The sequence below is a fragment of the Mycobacterium sp. NGS56 genome (assembly GCF_059812425.1).
The window spans coordinates 982,664-1,004,499 of the sequence record NZ_JCALCQ010000001.1 but is presented as its reverse complement, the minus strand read 5'-3'; the positions used below and the strand labels follow the sequence as shown (position 1 = coordinate 1,004,499).

Genomic DNA, 21,836 nt, shown 5'->3' with positions numbered 1-21,836 from the left:
TCTTCAGAAATCGGGTATCTCGTTTCAGTAACGGACCGATCACGGTGCGGCAGCATGGGTATTCACGCAGGTCATTGCGGCCATCGTGGAATCAACCCCCAACTGGATCAGCGAGACAGATGGTGAGCCGAATCACCCGCATTTTGTGAGCTGGCGCACGTTTATTTGCCGCTTGGCCGACCGATTCGCCAGTGCTTCAACGGATCCGATTCCGCCGTTGAGAGCCGGCGGAGGATACCGCAACTTCCACGAACTTCAAACTCGCAAGGTGCGGCGCAAGCGAGGAAACCGAGAAGGTATCGACTTTGCCTGTACACGAGCACAATTCGTGGACAAGATCATCGTGCGCTGCCGTGTCTTTCATGCCGACAGCGTCCCCGCCCATGTATTGTCCTGGTCGGCAACGCTTGTCGTTCAATCAAGCATAACTGCAACGCTTTTCAAGCAAATACGCTGATGTCGAGTGCTTCGACGGGGTGGCCTCACGCCCACTTCTGAGCAGCGCTCTTGTGCGCGTAGGGAGAATGTATTCAAGGCAATCCGATTTTGCTGGAACGGCCTACGTTTCATTGGCAGAGCGCGGCTACATGCATCGCCGGAAATTGATGGACACCGCCTATAAGCGCTTCAAAGCACCACTGCTACAACAGATCACGATGTAGGCCTGTCGAGCTCTTGTCTTGCTCGATGCCTTGTCGTCATACCGAAACGTGCATAAGTTCTGGAAAAAACCGAAGTGGCTAAAGCCATGTTTCCAACGCGGCCTATCAATCGGCCGAATTCGCCGACTATGCAAGGTCCGCCGCGACGTGAGCGCTTCGGCCGTCGGCCTTCAGCTCCGGGACTGCGCCAGGGCGAGCAAGTCGCTCTCCGTATTGACGTTGGCCAAAAAGCGCGACTCCGGCAGCACGATCTGCTGCGCGTCCGAGGCATCGATCAAGGCGCGCATCGACCGGGCGCCGCCGGCGACCAGGCCGTCGATCCGCTCGGCCAGGTCCGTGCGGTACACCGCGGCCAGGTAGTGGCTGCGGCCGTCCCACGGCAGCACGATCTCGGCATTGGTCTCGGCGGCCAGACGCACCAGGTCGTCGATCAATTCCGCAGACAGGAGCGGCATGTCGACGGCGCAGACGAAGGCATACCGGGCGCCCGCCTCCGCGGCCGCCCGCAGCCCACGTCCTGTCGCCGGCAGGGGGCCCTGGCCGCGAACCTCGTCGCGGATGACTTTCGCCTGCACCGGCGGCAACGGTTGCCCCGGCGCGGCCATCACGAAAACCGGCTCGCAGCGCTGCGCGATCACCCCGGCGACGTATTCCAGCAGCGTGGCGGCACCTCCGGGGCCGGGCAGGGTGGCCTTGTCGCGCCCCATGCGCCGCGATTCTCCGCCCGCCAGCACCACCCCAGCTAACGACACCGCCTGTTGTGTGTCGGATTTCTGGTCGCCCACGTCAGTCGACGGTCCAGGTGTCGCGCCCACGCAACAGCGACTGCAGCGCGGCGGAGTCGAACGGCTTCGCCGACTGGGCTGCCTGGACCTGCGAGCGCGCCGCATCGTCGTAGGTCGGCCGGCTGATGTCGCGGAAGATGCCCAGCACGGTGTGTTCGAGATTCTGGTCCGACAACCGGGACAGGGCGAAGGCGTAGGCCGAGTTGTCGCTGTGCGCGTCATGCACCACGATCTCGTCAACCGACACGTCCGCCGTCTTGGCCACCTCCAGCCCGAAGCCCGACCTCACCACGCAATATTCACCGTTGGCGCCGAACACGATTGGCTCGCAATGGCGGACACTGATGACCCGGTCCTCCGCGCCCTCCTTGCGCAGCGCGTCGAACGAGCCGTCGTTGAAGATCGGGCAGTCCTGCAAAATCTCGACAACGGCGGCCCCCCGGTGCCCGGCGGCGGCGCGCAGCACCTCGGTCAGTCCGTTGCGGTCGGAGTCCAGCGCTCGGCCGACGAAGGTCGCCTCGGCGCCCAGGGCCAACGACACCGGATTGAACGGATGGTCGAGCGATCCCATCGGGGTCGACTTGGTGACCTTGCCGACCTCTGATGTCGGCGAGTACTGACCCTTGGTCAAACCGTAGATACGGTTGTTGAACAGCAGGATGGTGATGTTGACATTGCGGCGCAGCGCGTGGATCAGGTGGTTACCCCCGATCGACAAGGCATCGCCGTCGCCGGTGACCACCCACACCGAGAGGTCCTCGCGGGCCAGCGCCAGACCGGTGGCGATGGCCGGCGCGCGACCGTGAATCGAGTGGAAACCGTACGTCTCGAGGTAGTACGGAAACCGGCTCGAGCAGCCGATACCGCTGATGAACACGATGTTCTCGCGGCGCAACCCGAGGTCGGGCAGGAAGTTGCGGATGGTGTTGAGAATGACGTAGTCCCCGCAGCCCGGGCACCAGCGGACCTCTTGGTCGCTAGTGAAGTCCTTGGACTTCTGCGGCTGGTCCTCTGTGGACAAAGTGGGGACCCCGTCGTTTTTGGTCAACTTCGCGGTCACACCAAGGTCTTTGCCCGCCAAATTGCCGATCACGTCAGTCACGAGCGTCGCCCCTCCTCATCGCTTCGCTCTACGTTGTCGCCGTCCTGAACCACTGAGCTCATGCGTCGGCTCCAACCGTTGCTGCCGCCATCCTGGCGACCATCGTCTTGTCGTTCTCGACTTCGGCCAGCGTCCCGCCCAGCGCGGCGCGAATGACGCGGCCGATCTCGTCGGCCAGGAAGGCGACACCTTGCACCTTGCTGACCGATTGCACATCGACCAGGTACTTGCCACGCAGCAGGAACGCCAATTGACCCAGGTTCATCTCCGGCGCGACCACCTGCGGGTAGCGGCGCAGCACCTCACCCAGGTTCGCCGGGAACGGGTTGAGGTAACGCAAGTGAGCGTGCGCCACCTTGATGCCCTTGCGCCGCGCGCGCCGGCAGGCTTCACCGATCGGACCGTAAGAGCTGCCCCAGCCGATCAGCAGCAGCTCGGCGTCGCCGGTCGGATCGTCAACTTCCAGATCGGGGACCGAGATCCCATCGATCTTGGCCTGGCGCAACCGCACCATGAGATCGTGGTTCACCGGCTCGTAGGAGATGTTGCCCGAGCCGTTCGCCGCTTCGAGTCCGCCGATGCGGTGCTCGAGCCCGGGGGTGCCGGGCACGGCGAACTGCCGGGCCAGCGTCTCCGGGTCACGCGCGTACGGCTGGAACGGCTCGTCGGGCTTGGCGAGGGTGTGCGTGATGCTCGGCAGCGTGCTGACATCCGGAATGCACCAGGGCTCCGAGCCATTGGCGATCGCGCCGTCGGACAACACGATTACCGGGGTGTGATACGACACCGCGATGCGTGCCGCCTCGAGCGCGGTCTCGAAACAGTCGGAGGGTGAGCGTGGAGCCAGGACCGCGACGGGTGACTCGCCGTTGCGGCCGAACAGCGCCTGCAACAGGTCGGCCTGTTCGGTCTTGGTGGGCAGCCCGGTCGAGGGCCCGCCGCGCTGCACGTCGACGACGAGCAGCGGCAGCTCGGTCATCACGGCCAGCCCGAGCGCTTCGGACTTCAGGGAAATGCCCGGGCCTGACGTGGTGGTCACGCCCAGCGCACCGCCGTACGAGGCGCCGATCGCGGCGCAGATGCCACCGATCTCGTCCTCGGCCTGGAACGTGATGACGTTGAAGTTCTTGTGCTTGGACAGCTCGTGCAAGATGTCGGACGCCGGTGTGATCGGGTAACTGCCGAGCAGGACCGGAATGTCCGCCAGCTGGCCGGCCGCCACGATCCCGTACGCCAGCGCGGTGTTGCCCGAGATCTGGCGGTATTCGCCCGACGGCAGGGTCGCCCGGGACACCTCGTAAGTGGTACCGAAAGCCTCGGTCGTTTCGCCGTAGTTCCAACCGGCCTTCAACGCCAGCACGTTGGTCTCGGCGACCTCGGGCTTGCGAGCGAACTTCTCCCGGATGAACTTTTCGCTGGTTTCGATCGGCCGCCCGTACATCCATGACAACAGGCCCAGCGCGAACATGTTCTTGGCGCGCTGGCCGTCTTTCTTCGTGGCGCCGATCGTCTCGACGGCCCCCAGCGTAAGCGTGGTCATCGCGACGGAATGCACGACGTAGTCCGACAACTCGTCGGTCTCGAGCGGGTTGGTTACGTAGCCCACCTTGGTCAGGTTGCGCTTGGTGAACTCGTCGGAGTTCGCGATCACCATTCCACCGCGGGGCAGATCCCCGATATTGGCCTTGAGCGCAGCGGGATTCATCGCGACCAGAACGTCGGGCCGGTCGCCGGCGGTCAAGATGTCGTAATCGGCGATCTGAATTTGGAAGGACGAGACGCCGGGCAGCGTGCCTGCAGGGGCACGGATCTCGGCGGGGTAGTTGGGCTGGGTCGCCAAGTCGTTGCCGAAAAGCGCTGCCTCGGATGTGAACCGGTCTCCGGTGAGCTGCATGCCGTCGCCGGAGTCCCCGGCGAAGCGAATGACGACCTGTTCGAGGCGCTGGCGGGCAGATCCGTTGGGCGACGCCCCATGTGAGTCTGATGCGGCTCCGCTGCCGTTCGGATCCACGTCTTTGCCTCCACTATGTTCGCCGGACAGACACTCCGCCGACGTCCCAGGTTACGCGCCTTTGGAGCGGCCTCAGCACGCTGGCGCTTTCGTGTCACTGCCGGTATCAATTATGGCATTTCTTTGAGGGTTGTATGGCCGTCCCCTATGCATGTCACGCCGCCGTTTTGTCGGCAAAACACGAAGTCAGCTAAGGGCTACTGGCGAGTACAAATCAAACTGTGTTATTGGTCACGTCTTGCGCGTTAGTACTGTCGTCCATACCGTGGCCCCCTCCGGAGCCGTTGGAAATCGGTGTTCAGATGGCGCGTGAGGCGGCCGCGGCGGGGACCCAGCAAGACCAACGAAGGGTTGCAGCCGGCCGCGACAACGAGCGGGTCCGCGGAAAGAAGAGGGAGTCGAGAAGTCCAGGCCGTGCTCAAGAAGCCGGGTAACGGCGTCGCTCGCGATGCCGGTGCGCTCCGAGGACGAAGTAGTTAGGCGCTCTTGTCCCGACGTTCCGAACGGGACGGCTTGCGCGGGACGATCGTCGGCAACACGTTGTCCTGGACGGTCTCCTTGGTCACCACAACCTTGGCGACGTCGTCGCGGCTCGGGATGTCGTACATCACGGGCAGCAGGACCTCTTCCATGATGGCCCGCAGGCCGCGAGCGCCGGTGCCGCGGTGGATCGCCTGGTCGGCGATCGCTTCCAGGGCGTCATCGGTGAACTCGAGCTCCACGTTGTCCATTTCGAAGAGCCGTGTGTACTGCTTTACCAGCGCGTTCTTCGGCTCGGACAGGATTTTCACCAACGACTCGCGGTCCAGGTTGGTGACCGAGGCGACCACCGGCAGCCGGCCGATGAATTCGGGGATCAGGCCGAACTTGATCAGGTCTTCGGGCATCACGTCAGCGAAGTGATCGGTGGTGTCGATCTCGGCCTTGGAGCGCACCTCGGCCCCGAAGCCCAGGCCACGCTTGCCAACGCGCTCGTAGATGATCTTCTCCAGGCCCGCGAAGGCCCCGGCGACGATGAACAGCACGTTCGTGGTGTCGATCTGGATGAACTCCTGGTGCGGGTGCTTACGCCCGCCCTGCGGGGGCACCGACGCCTGGGTGCCCTCCAAGATCTTCAGCAGGGCCTGCTGGACGCCTTCCCCGGAGACGTCGCGGGTGATGGACGGGTTCTCGCTCTTGCGGGCGATCTTGTCGACCTCGTCGATGTAGATGATGCCGGTCTCGGCGCGCTTGACGTCGTAGTCGGCGGCCTGGATCAGCTTGAGCAAAATGTTCTCGACGTCCTCACCGACGTAACCGGCTTCGGTCAGGGCGGTGGCGTCGGCTATGGCGAACGGGACGTTGAGCATCTTGGCGAGCGTCTGGGCCAGGTACGTCTTTCCGCAACCCGTCGGCCCGAGCATCAAGATGTTGGACTTCGTCAGCTCCACCGGCTCGTGCCGCGAGTCCCGGCCCTTTTCACCCGCCTGAATCCGCTTGTAGTGGTTGTAGACGGCCACGGCCAGCGTCCGCTTGGCGGTGTCCTGCCCGATGACGTATCCCTCAAGGAACTCCCGAATCTCGATCGGCTTGGGGAGTTCATCAAGCTTTACGTCGTCGGCATCGGCCAGCTCCTCTTCGATGATCTCGTTGCAGAGGTCGATGCATTCATCGCAGATGTACACGCCGGGGCCAGCAATGAGCTTTTTGACCTGCTTCTGGCTCTTCCCGCAGAACGAGCACTTCAGCAGGTCACCGCCGTCTCCGATGCGCGCCATGGTGCTGAGGGCCTACTTCCTATTCGCCGTTCGTCTTGCCTGTCCCCGGATGTATTCACCGACGCTACCCGCTTGATCGGGCCCGACGCGACCATAGGGGCCGAATCGCGTCGGTGGTATTCGTGCGTGTCCGTATGGATGAAACATATAGCCAGACGGTGCCCGCAACTCGCGAAAGACGCGCTTTGCGTGTCTTTGGCGTGTCGCGGTCGTAACGCTGCCGAGGCCGACCGGCCTACGACATTGCTTCCGCTGGAGGTGCCAACCCAACGCCGATGATCACGCGAGGCCTGGGCGAACCCCTAAGAAATCACCCTACAGTGGCGACGTGGGTTTGGCTGTGGGCTTCGAATGGCCCAGTGGACCCGTCGTGCTCGACGGCGGCTTGGCCACCGAGCTCGAAGCTCGCGGCCATGACCTTTCCGACCCATTGTGGTCGGCGAGGCTGCTCGCGGACGCCCCGAACAACATCGCCGCCGTGCATGCCGCCTACTTTCGGGCCGGTGCCGCGATCGCGACGACGGCCAGCTACCAGGCGTCGTTCGAGGGTTTCGCCAATCGCGGATTCGATCGCCGACAGACGGCAAGGCTGTTGCACAGCAGCGTCGAGCTCGCGAAGGCGGCACGGGACGAGGTGGGCGTCGACGGCCTCCTCGTCGCGGCCTCGATCGGCCCGTACGGCGCGGCACTGGCCGACGGATCGGAGTACCGCGGACGCTACGGCCTGTCGGTAGCCGACTTGGCGCGGTGGCATCGGCCACGGTTGGAAACCCTGGCCGACGCCGACGCGGACGTGCTCGCGTGTGAAACCGTGCCCGACGTCGACGAAGCGGAGGCCCTCGTTGAGCTGGTGCGCTCGGTCGGCAGACCGGCCTGGCTGAGCTACACCGTCGACGGGGACCGGACCCGCGCCGGGCAACCGCTGGCCGACGCGTTCGCGGTGGTGGCCGGCGTCGACGAGATCGTCGCGGTCGGGGTGAACTGCTGCGCGCCCGATGACGTGTTGCCCGCGATTGCGAGCGCAGCGGCCGTCGACAAGCCCGTCATCGTCTACCCGAACAGCGGCGAACGCTGGGACGCGTTGCGGCGCAGCTGGATCGGTCCATCGCGGTTCCGCGCGGACCTCGCGACCCAGTGGGTCGCGGCCGGGGCCCGGATCGTCGGCGGATGCTGTCGGGTCGGTCCCGCCGCTATCGCCGAACTTCGCCGAGCGTGTAATCAGGTCGAAAAATTCGGCAAAGATTCGCCGTGAGTGCACGTTCGGCGAAGGGGACCGAGGGCGCTAGGCGGTTTGCGCCGAAAGCTTTCGGTACTCCAGCACGGTGTCGATGATCCCGTAATCCTTGGCCTCTTCGGCGGTCAGGATCTTGTCGCGGTCGGTGTCCTTGCGAATGACCGACGCGTCTTTGTTCGTGTGCCGGGCGAGCGTGGTCTCCATCAGCGTGCGCATCCGCTCGATCTCGGCGGCCTGAATCTCCAGATCGGAGAACTGCCCCTGGATCACGCCCTGCAGCGACGGCTGGTGGATGAGCACCCGGGCGTTGGGCAGCGCCATCCGCTTGCCCGGCGTCCCGGCGGCCAGCAACACCGCCGCCGCCGAAGCGGCCTGCCCCAGGCACACCGTCTGGATGTCGGCGCGCACGTACTGCATGGTGTCGTAGATCGCCATCAGCGAGGTGAATCCGCCGCCGGGCGAGTTGATGTACATGGTGATGTCGCGGTCGGGGTCCAGCGACTCGAGCACCAGCAACTGCGCCATGATGTCGTTCGCCGACGCGTCGTCGACCTGCACGCCGAGGAAGATGATGCGTTCCTCGAACAGCTTGTTGTAGGGGTTGGACTCCTTGACGCCGAAGCTCGAGTGCTCGATGAACGACGGCAGGATGTAGCGCGCCTGGGGCTGGGTTTCGGGGTTCATCGGGCTTCTCCATTGGTGATGTGGGCGGCGCGGGTGATGATGTGGTCGACGAACCCGTATTCCAGGGCTTCCTGCGCGGTGAACCAGCGGTCGCGGTCGGAGTCGGCCTCGATGCGCTCGATCGTCTGGCCGGTGAACTCGGCGTTGAGCCGGAACATCTCCTTTTTGATGACGTGGAACTGTTCGGCCTGGATGGCGATGTCGGCCGCGCTGCCGGTCACCCCGCCCAAAGGCTGGTGCATCAGGATGCGGGCGTGCGGCAGCGCGTAGCGCTTGCCCTTGGTGCCGGCGGCCAACAAGAACTCCCCCATCGAAGCGGCCATGCCCATCGCGTAGGTGGCGATGTCACAGGGCGCCAGCACCATCGTGTCGTAGATCGCCATACCCGCACTGATCGATCCGCCCGGCGAGTTGATGTAGAGGTTGATGTCCTTGCTGGCGTCCTCGGCGGCGAGCAGCAGAATCTGCGCGCACAGCCGATTGGCGATTTCGTCGTTCACCTCTGAACCCAGGAAGATGATGCGCTCGGACAGCAAGCGCTCATAGACGGAGTCCGTGAGGTTGAGACCCTGCGAGTTTGAACGCATGTCAGTCACGACTGGGTTACCTGCTTTCTCGAGATCTGTATTCACGACACTAGCCAACCGGGCCCGCCGTTTCGCGGCCACGCACCCCCGAATGCGCCACGTTCGCTCACAGCTTCATGGCGCGGTCACTCCCCCGCGTCGGCCGCCTCGGATTCGCCGGCCTCATCCGATTTCTCGTCGGCCCCTGTGACGGATTCGCCCGCCTGCTCAGCGTCGCCAACCGCTTCGGTCTCGGCGTCCCCCGAGCCCTTGCCGAAGAATTCGCTCGTGTCGATGGCGTTTCCGGCGGTATCGGTGACGGTCGCCGCCCGGATCACCTCGGCGATGGCCAGCGTCCGGCGCACATCGGCGAACATGGCCGGTAGCTGGTTGTTCTCCTGGAGGTAGGCCAACAGCTGCTGGGGCTCGATGCCGTATTGCCGCGACGTGGCCACCAGGCGCTCGGTCAGGTCGTCCTGGCCAACCTGGACTTCGAGTTCGTCGGCCAGGGCGTCCAGCAGCAGCTGCCGTTTGACGTCCGTCTCGGCGGCGGTGCGCGTCTCGGTCTCGAACTCTTCGCGCGACTTACCCTGCTGGGCCAGCACTTCCTCCAGCTTGGATTCGTCGTGGTCGAGGCTGTGTAGGGCGTTGTGCAGGGCGCTGTCAACCTGCGCCTTGACGATCGCTTCCGGCAGCGGCACCTCGACCTGCTCAAGCAGTGTGTCGAGGGCGGCTTCGCGAATGTTTTCGGCTTGCTGAGCCCGCTTAGTTCGGCCGACCTGCTCGCGCAGGTTGGACTTCAGCTCTTCGATGGTGTCGAACTCGCTGGCCAGCTGCGCGAACTCGTCGTCGGGCTCGGGTAACTCACGTTCCTTGATCGACTTGACCGTGACGGTCACCTGCGCGTCCTTGCCAGCGTGCTCGCCAGTCGCCAGCTGCGCGGTGAACTCCTTGGATTCGTCGACCGACAAACCGACCAGGGCTTCGTCCAGGCCCGCGATGAGCCGGCCCGAGCCGACCTCATGGGACAGGCCTTGCGCGGCGGCACCCGGGATCTCTTCGCCGTCGATGGTGGCCGACAGGTCGATCGAGACGAAGTCACCGTCGGCGACGGGTCGGTCCACTCCGGTCAGGGTGCCGAATCGGGCACGCAGAGACTGCAGTTCGGCGTCGACGTCTTCGTCGCTGACCTCGATCGGGTCCACCGACACCTTGAGCGCACCGGGATCCGGCAGGGTGAGCTTGGGGCGAACGTCGACCTCGGCGGTGAAGGCCAGCTGTTCGCCGTACTCCTTCTTGGTGACCTCGATCTCGGGCTGGCCCAGCGGGTGCACCTCCGACTCGGCGACGGCCTGCCCGTACCGCGCGGGCAGCGCCTCGCTGACGACCTGATCGAGCATCGCCTCGCGACCGAACCGCGCCTCCAGCAACTTCGCCGGCGCCTTGCCCGGGCGGAAGCCGGGCAGTCGCACCTGCCGGGCCAACTCCTTATAGGCGCGCTGGAAATCGGGCTCGAGTTCCGAGAAAGGGACCTCCACGTTGATGCGCACCCGGGTGGGGCTCAACTGCTCGACGGTGCTCTTCACGGGTGTGCTCCTCAATGGTCGTTCGTTGCTCGTTATCGGCCTCGGTGTGTCGTGCTCAGGGCACCGGGCCGGTGGTGCTGGTCGGGGTGACAGGATTTGAACCTGCGGCCTTCCGCTCCCAAAGCGGATGCGCTACCAAGCTGCGCTACACCCCGCGCTGACCTCGATGATCCTAAGGCCCCTCAACACCGGGTTGGCCACGGGCTTCGCAGCGACGTCACAGACCTCACGGAGCGATCACAAAACCGAGTCGATTAGATTTGATCTTTGTCGCCAGCTACAGTCACGCTCGACTGAACACTGCGGGCGTAGCTCAATGGTAGAGCCCTAGTCTTCCAAACTAGCTACGCGGGTTCGATTCCCGTCGCCCGCTCGGGCTAATTATCTGCTCGATAGAAAGGCGCCATGAGCGACCTGAAGACCGACGCGTCAATCCATGGCTCATGCGCCTCGGACTTCGTCGGCGTTCGCGACGCGTTCGAGCGCAATTTCACGCACGGCGATGAAGTCGGCGCGGCCGTCGCCGTGTGGGTCGACGGGTCTGTGGTCGTCAATCTGTGGGGCGGCTGGGCCGATGCGGCCCGGACCCGGCCGTGGCAGCAGAACACCTTGACCACCGTGTTGTCCGGCACCAAGGGGCTGTCGGCCACCTGCATACACCAGCTCGCCGACCGCGGTGAGCTGGACCTACAGGCTCCCGTCGCGCACTACTGGCCCGAGTTCGCCCAGGCGGGCAAACAAGACATCACGCTGGCGATGGTGATGGGCCACCGGTCCGGGGTGATCGGTCCGCGCACCCGGATGCGCTGGGAACAGGTCGCCGACTGGGACTACGTCTGCGAACAACTCGCCGCCGCCGAGCCGTGGTGGGAGCCGGGAACCGCGCAGGGCTATCACATGACCACCTTCGGTTTCATCATGGGCGAGGTGTTTCGTCGGGTGACGGGCCGGACCATCGGCCAATACCTGCGCACCGAGATCGCCGAACCGTTCGGCGCCGACGTTCACATCGGGTTGCCGTTGCGAGAGCAATACCGCTGCGCCGAGCGGGTCAACAAGCCGCATGCCCGCGATCTGCTGGCCGAAGCGCAGGCCCCCGGCTACCCGACGAGCCTTGCTGAGCACCCGAAGGCGGGGCTGTCCATCTCGATGGGCTTCGCCCCCGATGACGAACTCGGCTCGCACGACCTGAGTCTGTGGCGCGAACTCGAGTTCCCCGGCACCAACGGGCAGGTCTCGGCGCTGGGATTGGCGACGTTCTACAACGCGCTCGCGCAGGAGAAGGTGCTCAGCCGGGAGCACATGGACCTGGTGCGGGTCTGCCAGGGCGGCCTGGAGACCGATCTGGTGTTGGGACCGCGGGTGGCCGACCACGGATGGGGGCTGGGTTACATGCTCAACCAGCGATGCGTCAACGGGCCCAACCCCCGGATCTTCGGGCACGGCGGACTGGGCGGCTCGTTCGGGTTCGTCGACCTGGAGCACCGCATCGGCTACGCGTATGTCGCCAATCACTTCGACCCGACCAAGGCCAACGCTGACCCGCGCAGCCTGGTCCTGTCCAACGCGGTCTACTCCGTGCTGGGAGTGATCTAACCCCTAACGCAAGCGCGCCCTGCCAGGTCGGCAGGGCGCGCTTGTTTGCGTGAGTTGTCGGGTCACCGATGCCAGCCGGGAGGGGGCGGCCCACCTGGCCCGCCCGGACCCCACGGAGCACCGGGGCCGCGGGGCCCACCCGGACCCCACGGGGCACCAGGTCCGCCGCGGCCCCAACCCTCATGGTGCCAGTCGTGGCACCTGTTCCAGTCCCAGTTGTTGCCCCAGCCCGGGTCCCACCACTCACCCGGACACCATTGCGGGAAGGGCCCGGGGTGAGCCTGCGCGTCAGTTGCGACGCCCAAGCCCGCCAAACCCAGCCCGCCTATTGCGAGGGCCGTTGCGGCCAAACGTGGAAGAGTTTTCACGAGATCTTTTCTACCCATATCGATGCTTTGGCTAAACAATCAGTGCCAGGTTTCGGGTCTGCCGGTCCGCACCGTGTCGTCCCCGCTGCGGTTGCGCCGGCGAGCCGGCTCACTTTTGGCAGGTAGGGCACCAGAAGACGTTTCGGCCCTCCAGCACTGTCGTGCGGATCGGATCACCCGACACCCGGCAGGGTTCGCCGGCACGTCGATAGACGTAGGTGCGCGGCCGATCGGGCCGATACGACGGTGCGCCGTGGTCGTGCTCGGGCCGCACCACGATGATCTTGCCACGACGCAATCCGACCTTCATCAGCGCGACCAGATCGATCCAGGCCGCCTCGAACTCGTCCTCGCCGACCTTGCGGCCGGGGCGGAACGGGTGGATCCGGTGGCGGAACAACAACTCGCTGCGATACACGTTGCCCACGCCGGCCATCACCGTCTGATCCATCAGCAGTGCGCCAATGGGCCTGCGGGACTTGGCGATCCGCTTCCACGCCCACGACGGATCGGCGTCGCTACGCAGCGGGTCGGGGCCCAGCCTGGCCAAGACTGCGCTGACCTGACCTTCGTCGACGACCTCGCACACCGTCGGGCCACGCAGGTCGGTGCCGTGATCGACGCCGATCATGCGCATTCGCACTTGCCCGACCGCCTCGGGAAACAGCCCGTCGCCGGGCCGTTCCCATTCGGTGAAGGCCCCGTACAGCCCGAGATGCACGTGCACTATCGGGCCGCCGGTGTAGTGGTGGAACAGGTGTTTGCCCCACGCGCTGGTGCGCTGCAGCACCCGCCCGTCGACCACCGCGGCCGAATCGGCGAAACGGCCCTGTGGGCTGGACACCGCGACGGGGGCACCGGCGTAACGGCGTTGGTGGAGGCGGGCGAGCCGGTGCAGGGTATGCCCTTCGGGCACGTGCAGACCTTTCCTGCGTCAGTCGGCGGCGCCGGGCACCGGCGGGGCTTGATGGGTTCGTTCGTATTCGGCGAGTATGTCGATACGCCGTTGGTGGCGTTCGGCTTTCGACCACGGAGTGGTCAAGAAGGTATCGACGATGGCCAGCGCCTCGGCCACGGTGTGCATGCGACCGCCGATGCCGATCAGTTGGGCGTTGTTGTGTTCACGGGCCAGCGTGGCCGTTTCGACGCTCCAGGCCAGCGCGCACCGGGCGCCCGGGACCTTGTTGGCGGCGATCTGCTCGCCGTTGCCGGACCCGCCCAGCACGATGCCCAGGCTGTCGGGATCGGCGACGGTGCGCGTGGCGGCGGCGATACAGAAGGCGGGGTAATCGTCTTCGGCGTCGTAGCTGAAGGCGCCGCAATCGATCGGCTCGTGCCCGGCTTTTTTCAGGTGGTCGATGATCTGCTGTTTGAGCTCGAATCCGGCATGGTCAGAGCCGAGGTAGACGCGCATGCCCGCAATCCTTACATAGCCACCCGCCGCGCCGGTGGCTGCGATCGCGACCCGATCGGTCTAGTCGAATTCGGGCTTCTCGGTGCGAGTGCGCTTGAGCTCGAAGAAGTGTGGGTAGGACGCGAAGGTGACCGAGGCGTCCCACAGCTTGCCCGCTTCCTCGCCGCGCGGAATCTTGGAGAGCACCGGCCCGAAGAACGCCACATCGTTGACGTGAATGGTCGGCGTGCCGACATCGTCGCCCACCGCGTCCATGCCGGCGTGGTGGCTCTTGCGCAGCGCCTCGTCGTATTCCTCGCTGTTGGCGGCCTCCGCCAACTCGGCCGGCAGGTCCGCGTCGGCCAGCGCCAGTTTGATCACGTCCTCGAGCTCTTTGTTGCCCTCGTTGTGGATCCGCGTCCCCATCGCGGTGTACAGCGGCCGCAGCACCTCGGCGCCGTGGGCCTGCTCGGCGGCGATCGCAACCCGCACCGGACCCCATGCCCGCTTCATGTTCTCGCGATATTGCTCAGGCAGGTCTTCGCGGTTTTCGTTGAGCACCGCCAGGCTCATCACGTGGAAATTGACCTCGATGTCACGAACCTTCTCCACCTCGAGAATCCAGCGCGAGGTGATCCACGCCCACGGACACAGCGGATCGAACCAGAAGTCGGCCTTGTTCTTCGCGGCGGCGGTGTCAGGCATGACGGATCCTTTCATGAGGTAAAAGTCTGATCAGCACAACCGTAGGCGTCTGCGTCCTGTTCCCGATCTGCCCGACCCGTAAGTTGGACACGTGGCTCTCCCAAACCTCACCCGCGAACAAGCCGTCGAGCGCGCCGCCCTGATCACTGTCGCCAGCTATCAAATCGACCTCGACCTCACCGACGGCTCCGGCGGTCCCGGCGAACGGACCTTTCGCTCCGTCACCACGGTGGTGTTCGACGCGCTCGCCGGGGCCGACTCGGTCATCGACATCGCCGCCGACACCATCCGCGGCGCCACGCTCAACGGACGCGATCTGGACGTCTCCGGCTACGACGAGTCGACGGGTATCCCGCTGTCCGGGCTGGCCGACCGCAACGTCGTCGTGGTCGACGCGGACTGCCGCTACTCCAACACCGGTGAGGGTCTGCATCGGTTCGTCGACCCGGTCGACAACGAGACCTACCTGTACTCGCAGTTCGAAACCGCCGATGCCAAGCGCATGTTCGCGTGCTTCGACCAGCCCGACCTGAAGGCGACGTTCGACGTGCGGGTGACGGCACCCACGCATTGGAAGGTGATCTCCAATGGCGTGACGGTGTCGGTCAACGACGGGCTGCACATCTTTGCGACCACGCCGCGGATGAGCACCTACCTGGTCGCCTTGATCGCCGGCCCATACGCCGAGTGGAACGATTCCTACACCGACGAGCACGGCGAGATCCCGCTGGGCATCTTCTGCCGGTCCTCGCTGGCCAAACACATGGACGCCGAGCGGTTGTTCACCCAGACCAAGCAGGGATTCGGTTTCTACCACAAGAACTTCGGCATGCCCTACGCATTCGGGAAATACGATCAGCTGTTCGTCCCCGAATTCAACGCCGGCGCAATGGAGAACGCGGGCGCGGTGACGTTCCTGGAGGATTACGTCTTTCGCAGCAAGGTCACCCGGGCCTCCTATGAGCGGCGCGCAGAGACCGTGCTGCACGAGATGGCGCACATGTGGTTCGGGGACCTGGTCACCATGGCCTGGTGGGACGACCTGTGGCTGAACGAGTCGTTCGCAACCTTCGCCTCGGTGCTATGCCAAGCCGAGGCAACCGAATTCACCGAGGCCTGGACGACGTTCGCGACGGTCGAGAAGTCGTGGGCCTACCGTCAGGATCAATTGCCGTCGACGCACCCGATCGCGGCCGACATCCCCGACCTGGCCGCGGTCGAGGTCAACTTCGACGGCATCACCTATGCCAAAGGCGCTTCGGTGCTCAAGCAGCTCGTCGCCTATGTCGGGCTCGAGCACTTCCTAGCCGGGCTGCGCGATTACTTTCGCGCCCACGCCTTCGGCAACGCCACCTTCGACGATCTGGTCGCCGCCCTGGAGCAGGCGTCGGGACGGGATCTGTCCGACTGGGGTCAGCAGTGGCTGAAAACGACTGGACTGAACACGTTGCGACCGGAGTTCGACGTCGACAGCAACGGCAAGTTCACCCGGTTCGCGGTGACCCAGAGCGGAGCTGCCCCGGGTGCCGGCGAAACCCGAGTGCACCGGTTGGCGGTCGGGGTCTACGACGCCGACGCAACCGGGAAGCTGGTGCGGGTGCACCGCGAAGAACTCGACGTTGAGGGCCCCGTAACGGAAGTCCCTGCGCTGCTTGGTGTTTCGCGAGGCCAGCTGGTGCTGGTCAATGACGACGACCTGACGTATTGCTCGTTGCGGCTGGACGCCGAATCGCTACGCACTGCGCTGGAGCGCATCGCCGACATCGCCGAGCCGCTGCCGCGGTCGCTGGTTTGGTCGGCCGCCTGGGAGATGACGCGCGAGGCCGAGCTGCGCGCCCGCGACTTCGTGGCCCTGGTCGCGGGCGGAGTGCACGCCGAGTCCGAGGTCGGCGTGGCGCAGCGGCTGCTGCTACAGGCGCAGACCGCGCTGACGTCGTACGCCGAACAGGGATGGGCGCGCGAGCACGGCTGGCCACAGTTCGCCGACCGGTTACTGGAGTTGGCTCGCGGCGCGCAGCCCGGTTCGGATCACCAACTCGCGTTCGTCAACACGCTGTGCTCGTCGCTGCTGTCCACCCGGCACGTCGTGACGCTGACGGACCTGCTCGACCGCGACCCCGCCGACTTGGGGCTGCCCGGCCTCGAAATCGACACGGACCTGCGGTGGCGGATCGTGACGGCGCTGGCCGGCGCGGGCGAGATCGACGCCGACGGGCTCGCGACACCGTTCATCGACGCCGAGATTCAGCGCGACCCGACCGCCGCGGGCAAGCGCCACGGCGCCCAGGCCGCGACAGCTCGACCTCAGTTGCAAGTCAAAGAGGCAGCCTGGACGACGGTGGTCGAGGACGACACCATGGCGAACATCACCGCCCGCTCGATCATCGCGGGCATCGCCCCGCCTGGGCAGGCGGAGTTGCTCAAGCCGTTCACCCCGCGCTATTTCGAGGCGATCTCCGGAGTCTGGGCCCGCCGGTCCAGCGAGGTGGCCCAGACCGTCGTGGTCGGCCTCTACCCGCATTGGGACATCAGCGACGACGGCGTCGCCGCGGCAGACAAGTTCCTGTCCGACCCACAGGTGCCGGCCGCGTTGCGACGCCTCGTGCTCGAGGGCCAAGCCGGGGTGAAGCGTTCGTTGCGGGCGCGCCAATTCGACGCCGGCGACCGCTGAGCCCCAGCCGCAGGACTAACGGCTAGGCCGGTGAAATCCCGGCGCTCAGCACGCGGATCGCGCTGACCAGCCCGTCGACCAAATCGCCCCGCTCGAACGCCGAAGATGCGGCGGCGACGCCCAGCGGTGCGGCCGACTCGGCGCCGCGGCCACGAACCTGCTTGCCGTAGACCACCTCGATGACCTTCTGATCGGGTGAAACGGCCAAAAGCACCGCGTTGTCCGGCGTCGGCACGTCGGCCAAGATCTCACGGGCGCGCGCGGCGGTGTCGCCGCCCAGGTCGCCTAGATAGATCGCGAAGCGCGTCTTGGACGCCCGGGAGCCGAATTTCAGCGCGTCGTCCACGGCGACCAGGTCTTTGGTCGAAAACGGGAATTGCACCGACAGTTCACCCGGCTCGGTGACGCCGGAGATCCGTCCGCTCGTGGTGACCACCCAGCCGGGCGGCAGCTCGGTGGGTTCCTTCGTCGCTACCTCACCACGTGCCACTGGCGCCACCTCCGACCGCGAATTCCGACGTACCGTGCTCACCGTGTCCGCCGTGGGCGTGGCCCACGTCTTCGCCGGTAGCAGCCCACAGGATCGGCGGATGCGTCCACTTCTCGCCCAACTTGTAGGCCGCTGGGTGCGGTCCCTTGTGGGACCAGATCAGCACCGACAGCACGATCACCAGCAACAGCGGTATTCCGACGATGAACAGATGGACATGCATAGGACTCACGACGCAAACCGTATCCCACGAAGGGATCTAGCGGCGCGACCGGACACCGGATTCGCCGATCAGGCCGCGCCCTCGCCGAGGTATCGGGCCCAAGCCGGATCCAGCTCCTTGACCGTCGACAGCAGCCGCCAGTGCTGCCCGGTCGGCGGCAACGGCGGGCGGCGCAGGGACCAGCCGAGCTCGCTGAGCAGCTTGTCGCCCTTGTGGTGGTTGCAGGTCGAGCAGCACGCGACGCAGTTCTCCCAGGAATGATCACCGCCGCGGCTGCGGGGCAGCACATGGTCGACGGTGTCCGCCTTCGCGCCGCAATAGGCGCAGCAGAACCGATCGCGGTGCATCAGCGCGGCGCGGGTCATCGGGACGCGCGCCCGGTAGGGGACGCGGACATAAGACCGCAGCTGGATCACCGAGGGCACCACGATCGAGCGGGTCGCCGAGTGGATGACCGGCCCGGCCGGATCGTGGTGGACCACGTCGGCCTTTCCACAGATCACCATGACGATCGCCCGGCGCACGGGCAGCGCGGTCAGCGGCTCATAGGTGGAATTCAGTAGCAGAACCCGCCGGCGGCTCCAGATGGAAGCGCCCTCCGCGCGGGCGGGCGGATGGATCTCCAGGCTATGCAGCGACGACACGGTTGTGGGTCCCGTTAACCCAGCCGCGGCTACCTGACTGCGGTGGCTGCGGCGTCTTTTGCCCTGCGCCATAGATCCTCCGCGAACAGTCCACCATGATTCGGCGCCAATCGCACCCCTCTTGGCAGGTGAACGCCGTGTCGATCCGGTGAACACCAGGCATGGGGCCGGGCCGCGTCCGAGTGGCGCCGCGAGGATGCACCACAATGGACGGCGATGGATCAGGTAACAGAGTCCTTCTACGACGCGGTCGGCGGTGCCGAGACATTCCACGCGATCGTGTCCCGCTTCTACGCGCAGGTTCCCGAAGACGAGATCCTGCGTGAGCTGTACCCGCTGGACGATCTCGAGGGCGCCGAGGAACGCTTGCGAATGTTCCTAGAGCAGTACTGGGGCGGTCCGCGCACCTACTCCGACCGACGCGGCCACCCCCGGCTGCGGATGCGTCACGTGCCCTTCCGGATCACTCCCCTGGCGCGTGACGCGTGGCTGCGGTGCATGCACACGGCGGTCGCGTCGATCGATTCGCAGACGCTCGATGACGAGCACCGGCGCGAGTTGCTCAACTATCTGGAGATGGCTGCCGACTCACTGGTCAATTCGCCCTTCTAGATACCTCGCAACCGAACGGAGCAGCATGAGCCCCGCCGCATGGTGGTCGAACGCGGTCTTTTACCAGGTATATCCGCGATCGTTCGCCGACAGCAACGGTGACGGCGTCGGCGACATCGACGGAATCGTCGCCCACCTGGATCACCTGGAGCGGCTGGGAATCGATGCCATTTGGCTCAGCCCGGTCACCGTCTCACCGATGGCCGACCACGGGTATGACGTCGCCGATCCGCGCGACATCGACCCGCTGTTCGGCGGGATGTCCGCGATCGATCGGCTGATCGAGGAGGCGCACCAGCGGGGCATCAAGATCACGATGGACGTGGTGCCCAACCACACCAGCTCCGCGCACCCGTGGTTCCAGGCGGCGCTGGCCGCCGGCCCCGGCACCGACGCCCGGGAGCGCTACTACTTCCGTGACGGCAGGGGGACCGGTGGGGCTCTGCCGCCGAACAACTGGACGTCGGTCTTCGGCGGGTCGGCCTGGACGCAGGTGGTCGAGCCGGATGGCAAACCCGGCCAGTACTACCTGCACCTTTTCGACACCGAGCAGCCGGATCTGAACTGGGAGAACCCGGAGGTCTTCGAGGACTTCGCGACATCGCTGCGGTTCTGGCTCGATCGTGGGGTCGACGGCTTCCGTATCGACGTCGCGCACGGGATGGCCAAGCCGCCCGGCCTGCCCGACGCCAAGGCCGGCGTCAAGGTGCTCAGCCACACCGACGACGACCCGCGTTTCAACAACGCGGCCGTACACGACATTCACCGCAAAATCCGCAAGGTCGTCGACGAGTATCCCGGGGCGGTGACCATTGGCGAGGTGTGGGTGTTGGACAACCTGCAGTGGGCCGAGTACCTGCGGCCTGACGAACTGCACCTCGGCTTCAATTTCCGGTTGACCAAGATCGACTTCGAAGCCGACCAAATCCATGACGCCATCGAGAACTCACTTGCGACCACCGCGATCTATGACGCCGTCCCGACCTGGACACTGTCGAACCACGACGTGGACCGCGAGGTGACTCGCTACGGCGGCGGCGACGTCGGGCTGCGCAGGGCGCGGGCTATGGCGATGGCAATGCTCGCCCTGCCGGGCACGGTGTTCATTTACAACGGCGAAGAGTTGGGCCTGCCCGACGTGCTGGATCTGCCCGAGGAGGTGCTGCAGGACCCGACCTGGGACCGGTCCGGACATACCGAGCGGGGCCGCGACAAGTGTCGGGTACCGATGCCGTGGTCCGGCGAGCAGCCCCCGTTCGGGTTCTCGTCGTCGTCGCAGACGTGGCTGCCGATGCCGGAAAGCTGGGCGGCGTTGACCGTCGAGAAGCAGAGCGGCGATCCCGACTCCACCTTGTCGTTCTTCCAGCGGGCGCTCGAATTGCGAAAGCGCCGCGTGGAATTCGATGGCGAGCGCATCGAGTGGCTGGATGCGTCCGGCGATACGGTGATCTTCCGGCGCCCCGGTGGGCTGATCTGCGCGCTGAACAGCGGTGAATCGCCGACGACCCTGCCCCCCGGCGAGTTGATCCTGGCCAGCGCGCCGCTGCTGGAAGGCAAACTGCCACCGGACTCCGCGGCCTGGCTGGCGTAGCCGGCTGGGTCGGCCGCGAAGCCCGGTGAGCATTTCGCGACGGACTGCTCTATATGTTGTGGATGGCTTGCTACGAATGGACAGTGATCGGTGCCGGGGCGGCGGGCATCGCCGCGGTGGGAAGGCTGCTGGATCACGGAATCGCGGGCGAACGGATCGCCTGGATTGATCCGGCCTTCGCCGGCGGCGACATCGGCCAACGGTGGCGGTCTGTTTCCAGCAACACCCATGTGGCGCTCTTTCTCGAATACTTCAACGGCTCCAAGGCATTTCGGTTCTCCGATGCACCGCCAATGCCGCTCAAGGAGATCGATCCGCAGGAGACCTGTGCGCTCGGTCTCGTCGCCGAACCCCTGGTGTGGATCACCGAGCAGCTACGCGGGCAGGTCGACAGCATCGCGACGACCGCCACCGCGCTGTTCTTGGAGAACAGGCAATGGCGGATCGAGACGCAACAAAGCGACGTCTCCGCCAAGAATGTGATCCTGGCCGTCGGCGCGGATCCGAAAAAACTTTGCCACCCCGACCTCCAGGAGATCCCCGTCCAGGTCGCACTGGATCCCGGCAAGCTGGCCGAAGAACAACTCGAGGGCGCGACGGTCGCCGTGTTCGGCTCGTCGCACTCGTCGATGATCGTGCTGCCGAACCTCCTGCGCCATCCCGTCAAGCACATCGTTAATTTCTATCGGAGCCCACTGAAATACGCTGTCTACTTTGAGGATTGGATCCTGTTCGACGACACCGGGCTGAAGGGCCAGGCCGCCGTCTGGGCTCGTGAGAACATTGACGGGGCGCTTCCCGACCGGCTCGAGCGGTGCTGGGTATCGAGCCCGGAATTCGACGAGAAACTGGCGCAGTGCGATCGCGTCGTCTACACCGTCGGTTTCCAGCGCAGGAAGCTACCCGAGACCCCGCAGTGGGGGCAGCTGGACCACAACCGCACCAACGGAATACTGGCCCCCGGCCTGTTCGGGGTGGGCATCGCCTTCCCCCAGTACGCCGAAGACCCGTACGGATACGGGCAGTTTCGGGTGGGCCTGAAGAAATTCATGGACCATCTCGACGCCGTCCTGCCGCTGTGGCTGCTCTACGGCCCCTGAGCATCGCGAGCGATCCCGGTCCGCAATCGCTTTAAACTCAGCGTGATCCGTTTGCA

General features: G+C 65.5%; 21 protein-coding genes and 2 tRNA genes. 8 read left to right on the top strand and 15 right to left on the bottom strand.

Translation table 11 applies throughout. The features are described from left to right. Positions 1–85: 85 nt before the first annotated feature. Entirely contained in the window at positions 86–457 is a 372-nt protein-coding gene (locus AC5Y4F_RS04675) for a hypothetical protein (protein WP_156750197.1), read from the top strand. Between the two features lie 375 nt (positions 458–832). Here AC5Y4F_RS04675 and mobA read toward each other — a convergent pair whose 3' ends face one another. The 4 genes from mobA to clpX form a co-directional block, all read right to left on the bottom strand. Beyond that, positions 833–1,447, bottom strand: a complete 615-nt coding sequence (gene mobA / locus AC5Y4F_RS04670) for a molybdenum cofactor guanylyltransferase (protein WP_082947754.1) — start codon at positions 1,445–1,447, stop codon at positions 833–835. Position 1,448: 1 nt separating this feature from the next. Continuing rightward, positions 1,449–2,549, bottom strand: a complete 1,101-nt coding sequence (locus AC5Y4F_RS04665; RefSeq protein WP_067938859.1) for a 2-oxoacid:ferredoxin oxidoreductase subunit beta — start codon at positions 2,547–2,549, stop codon at positions 1,449–1,451. Positions 2,550–2,607: 58 nt separating this feature from the next. After that, positions 2,608–4,560, bottom strand: a complete 1,953-nt coding sequence (locus tag AC5Y4F_RS04660) for a 2-oxoacid:acceptor oxidoreductase subunit alpha (RefSeq protein WP_067938861.1) — start codon at positions 4,558–4,560, stop codon at positions 2,608–2,610. A gap of 476 nt (positions 4,561–5,036) precedes the next feature. Continuing rightward, positions 5,037–6,317, bottom strand: a complete 1,281-nt coding sequence (gene clpX, locus AC5Y4F_RS04655; protein ID WP_067124554.1) for an ATP-dependent Clp protease ATP-binding subunit ClpX — start codon at positions 6,315–6,317, stop codon at positions 5,037–5,039. A gap of 328 nt (positions 6,318–6,645) precedes the next feature. Between clpX and mmuM the strand changes: the two genes are divergently transcribed. Continuing rightward, positions 6,646–7,569, top strand: a complete 924-nt coding sequence (gene mmuM, locus AC5Y4F_RS04650; protein ID WP_067938864.1) for a homocysteine S-methyltransferase — start codon at positions 6,646–6,648, stop codon at positions 7,567–7,569. A gap of 30 nt (positions 7,570–7,599) precedes the next feature. On the opposite strand, the gene clpP2 is transcribed toward mmuM, so the two are convergent. The 4 genes from clpP2 to AC5Y4F_RS04630 form a co-directional block, all read right to left on the bottom strand. Next, a complete protein-coding gene (gene clpP2, locus AC5Y4F_RS04645; RefSeq protein WP_067938866.1) occupies positions 7,600–8,235 on the bottom strand; it encodes an ATP-dependent CLP protease proteolytic subunit ClpP2 in 636 nt (211 codons plus the stop codon). Further along, on the bottom strand, positions 8,232–8,822 hold the full coding sequence (clpP1, locus tag AC5Y4F_RS04640) for an ATP-dependent CLP protease proteolytic subunit ClpP1 (RefSeq protein ID WP_067938868.1): 591 nt from the start codon (positions 8,820–8,822) through the stop codon (positions 8,232–8,234). The genes clpP2 and clpP1 overlap by 4 nt, the downstream gene beginning before the upstream one ends. A gap of 125 nt (positions 8,823–8,947) precedes the next feature. Further along, positions 8,948–10,387, bottom strand: a complete 1,440-nt coding sequence (gene tig, locus AC5Y4F_RS04635; protein WP_067938870.1) for a trigger factor — start codon at positions 10,385–10,387, stop codon at positions 8,948–8,950. Positions 10,388–10,465: 78 nt separating this feature from the next. Next, positions 10,466–10,542: transfer RNA gene (locus AC5Y4F_RS04630), tRNA-Pro, on the bottom strand. 147 nt (positions 10,543–10,689) lie between these two features. Between AC5Y4F_RS04630 and AC5Y4F_RS04625 the strand changes: the two genes are divergently transcribed. Both AC5Y4F_RS04625 and AC5Y4F_RS04620 read left to right on the top strand, forming a co-directional pair. Further along, positions 10,690–10,760 (top strand) — tRNA-Gly (locus AC5Y4F_RS04625). A 32-nt stretch (positions 10,761–10,792) separates the two neighbouring features. Beyond that, entirely contained in the window at positions 10,793–11,983 is a 1,191-nt protein-coding gene (locus AC5Y4F_RS04620) for a serine hydrolase domain-containing protein (protein ID WP_067938872.1), read from the top strand. Positions 11,984–12,045: 62 nt separating this feature from the next. On the opposite strand, the gene AC5Y4F_RS04615 is transcribed toward AC5Y4F_RS04620, so the two are convergent. The 4 genes from AC5Y4F_RS04615 to AC5Y4F_RS04600 form a co-directional block, all read right to left on the bottom strand. Continuing rightward, positions 12,046–12,369, bottom strand: a complete 324-nt coding sequence (locus tag AC5Y4F_RS04615; protein ID WP_499995311.1) for an Mtp family mycobacterial-type pilin — start codon at positions 12,367–12,369, stop codon at positions 12,046–12,048. Between the two features lie 91 nt (positions 12,370–12,460). After that, complete coding sequence (locus AC5Y4F_RS04610) at positions 12,461–13,267, bottom strand: Fpg/Nei family DNA glycosylase (protein WP_499995310.1); 807 nt, start codon at positions 13,265–13,267, stop codon at positions 12,461–12,463. A gap of 18 nt (positions 13,268–13,285) precedes the next feature. After that, the gene (locus AC5Y4F_RS04605; RefSeq protein WP_067938878.1) at positions 13,286–13,765 is read right to left on the bottom strand and encodes a ribose-5-phosphate isomerase; all 480 of its coding nucleotides are present in this window, start codon (positions 13,763–13,765) and stop codon (positions 13,286–13,288) included. Between the two features lie 60 nt (positions 13,766–13,825). Further along, positions 13,826–14,449, bottom strand: coding sequence for a mycothiol-dependent nitroreductase Rv2466c family protein (locus AC5Y4F_RS04600; protein ID WP_499995309.1), 624 nt, complete (start codon positions 14,447–14,449; stop codon positions 13,826–13,828). A 91-nt stretch (positions 14,450–14,540) separates the two neighbouring features. Here AC5Y4F_RS04600 and pepN point away from each other — a divergent pair, with 91 nt between their 5' ends. Beyond that, entirely contained in the window at positions 14,541–17,120 is a 2,580-nt protein-coding gene (gene pepN, locus AC5Y4F_RS04595; RefSeq protein ID WP_499995308.1) for an aminopeptidase N, read from the top strand. A 22-nt stretch (positions 17,121–17,142) separates the two neighbouring features. Here pepN and AC5Y4F_RS04590 read toward each other — a convergent pair whose 3' ends face one another. From AC5Y4F_RS04590 to AC5Y4F_RS04580, 3 genes are all read right to left on the bottom strand, one after another. Beyond that, complete coding sequence (locus AC5Y4F_RS04590; RefSeq protein ID WP_067938891.1) at positions 17,143–17,610, bottom strand: DUF5130 domain-containing protein; 468 nt, start codon at positions 17,608–17,610, stop codon at positions 17,143–17,145. Continuing rightward, positions 17,597–17,833 carry an aa3-type cytochrome oxidase subunit CtaJ gene (gene ctaJ / locus AC5Y4F_RS04585; RefSeq protein ID WP_067938895.1) on the bottom strand — a complete coding sequence of 79 codons (237 nt, stop codon included), beginning with the start codon at positions 17,831–17,833 and terminating at the stop codon, positions 17,597–17,599. Before ctaJ ends, AC5Y4F_RS04590 begins: the two co-directional genes overlap by 14 nt. A gap of 68 nt (positions 17,834–17,901) precedes the next feature. Then, on the bottom strand, positions 17,902–18,549 hold the full coding sequence (locus AC5Y4F_RS04580; protein ID WP_067938898.1) for an HNH endonuclease: 648 nt from the start codon (positions 18,547–18,549) through the stop codon (positions 17,902–17,904). 144 nt (positions 18,550–18,693) lie between these two features. Between AC5Y4F_RS04580 and AC5Y4F_RS04575 the strand changes: the two genes are divergently transcribed. From AC5Y4F_RS04575 to AC5Y4F_RS04565, 3 genes are all read left to right on the top strand, one after another. Continuing rightward, on the top strand, positions 18,694–19,089 hold the full coding sequence (locus AC5Y4F_RS04575; RefSeq protein ID WP_067351931.1) for a globin: 396 nt from the start codon (positions 18,694–18,696) through the stop codon (positions 19,087–19,089). A 25-nt stretch (positions 19,090–19,114) separates the two neighbouring features. Further along, positions 19,115–20,680 (top strand): glycoside hydrolase family 13 protein, encoded by a 1,566-nt coding sequence (locus tag AC5Y4F_RS04570; protein ID WP_499995306.1) that lies wholly within the window; start codon positions 19,115–19,117, stop codon positions 20,678–20,680. A gap of 83 nt (positions 20,681–20,763) precedes the next feature. Next, on the top strand, positions 20,764–21,780 hold the full coding sequence (locus tag AC5Y4F_RS04565; RefSeq protein ID WP_499995779.1) for a pyridine nucleotide-disulfide oxidoreductase: 1,017 nt from the start codon (positions 20,764–20,766) through the stop codon (positions 21,778–21,780). Positions 21,781–21,836 lie beyond the last annotated feature (56 nt).

Excerpts from the sequence above, each read along its gene's own strand:
- clpX (WP_067124554.1), bottom strand. The coding sequence starts at position 6,317 with ATGGCGCGCATCGGAGACGGCGGTGACCTGCTGAAGTGCTCGTTCTGC.
- AC5Y4F_RS04570 (WP_499995306.1), top strand. The coding sequence starts at position 19,115 with ATGAGCCCCGCCGCATGGTGGTCGAACGCGGTCTTTTACCAGGTATAT.
- AC5Y4F_RS04580 (WP_067938898.1), bottom strand. The coding sequence starts at position 18,549 with ATGGCGCAGGGCAAAAGACGCCGCAGCCACCGCAGTCAGGTAGCCGCG.
- clpP1 (WP_067938868.1), bottom strand. The coding sequence starts at position 8,822 with ATGCGTTCAAACTCGCAGGGTCTCAACCTCACGGACTCCGTCTATGAG.
- AC5Y4F_RS04600 (WP_499995309.1), bottom strand. The coding sequence starts at position 14,449 with ATGCCTGACACCGCCGCCGCGAAGAACAAGGCCGACTTCTGGTTCGAT.
- AC5Y4F_RS04615 (WP_499995311.1), bottom strand. The coding sequence starts at position 12,369 with ATGGGTAGAAAAGATCTCGTGAAAACTCTTCCACGTTTGGCCGCAACG.
- ctaJ (WP_067938895.1), bottom strand. The coding sequence starts at position 17,833 with ATGCATGTCCATCTGTTCATCGTCGGAATACCGCTGTTGCTGGTGATC.
- AC5Y4F_RS04605 (WP_067938878.1), bottom strand. The coding sequence starts at position 13,765 with ATGCGCGTCTACCTCGGCTCTGACCATGCCGGATTCGAGCTCAAACAG.
- AC5Y4F_RS04620 (WP_067938872.1), top strand. The coding sequence starts at position 10,793 with ATGAGCGACCTGAAGACCGACGCGTCAATCCATGGCTCATGCGCCTCG.
- clpP2 (WP_067938866.1), bottom strand. The coding sequence starts at position 8,235 with ATGAACCCCGAAACCCAGCCCCAGGCGCGCTACATCCTGCCGTCGTTC.
- AC5Y4F_RS04575 (WP_067351931.1), top strand. The coding sequence starts at position 18,694 with ATGGATCAGGTAACAGAGTCCTTCTACGACGCGGTCGGCGGTGCCGAG.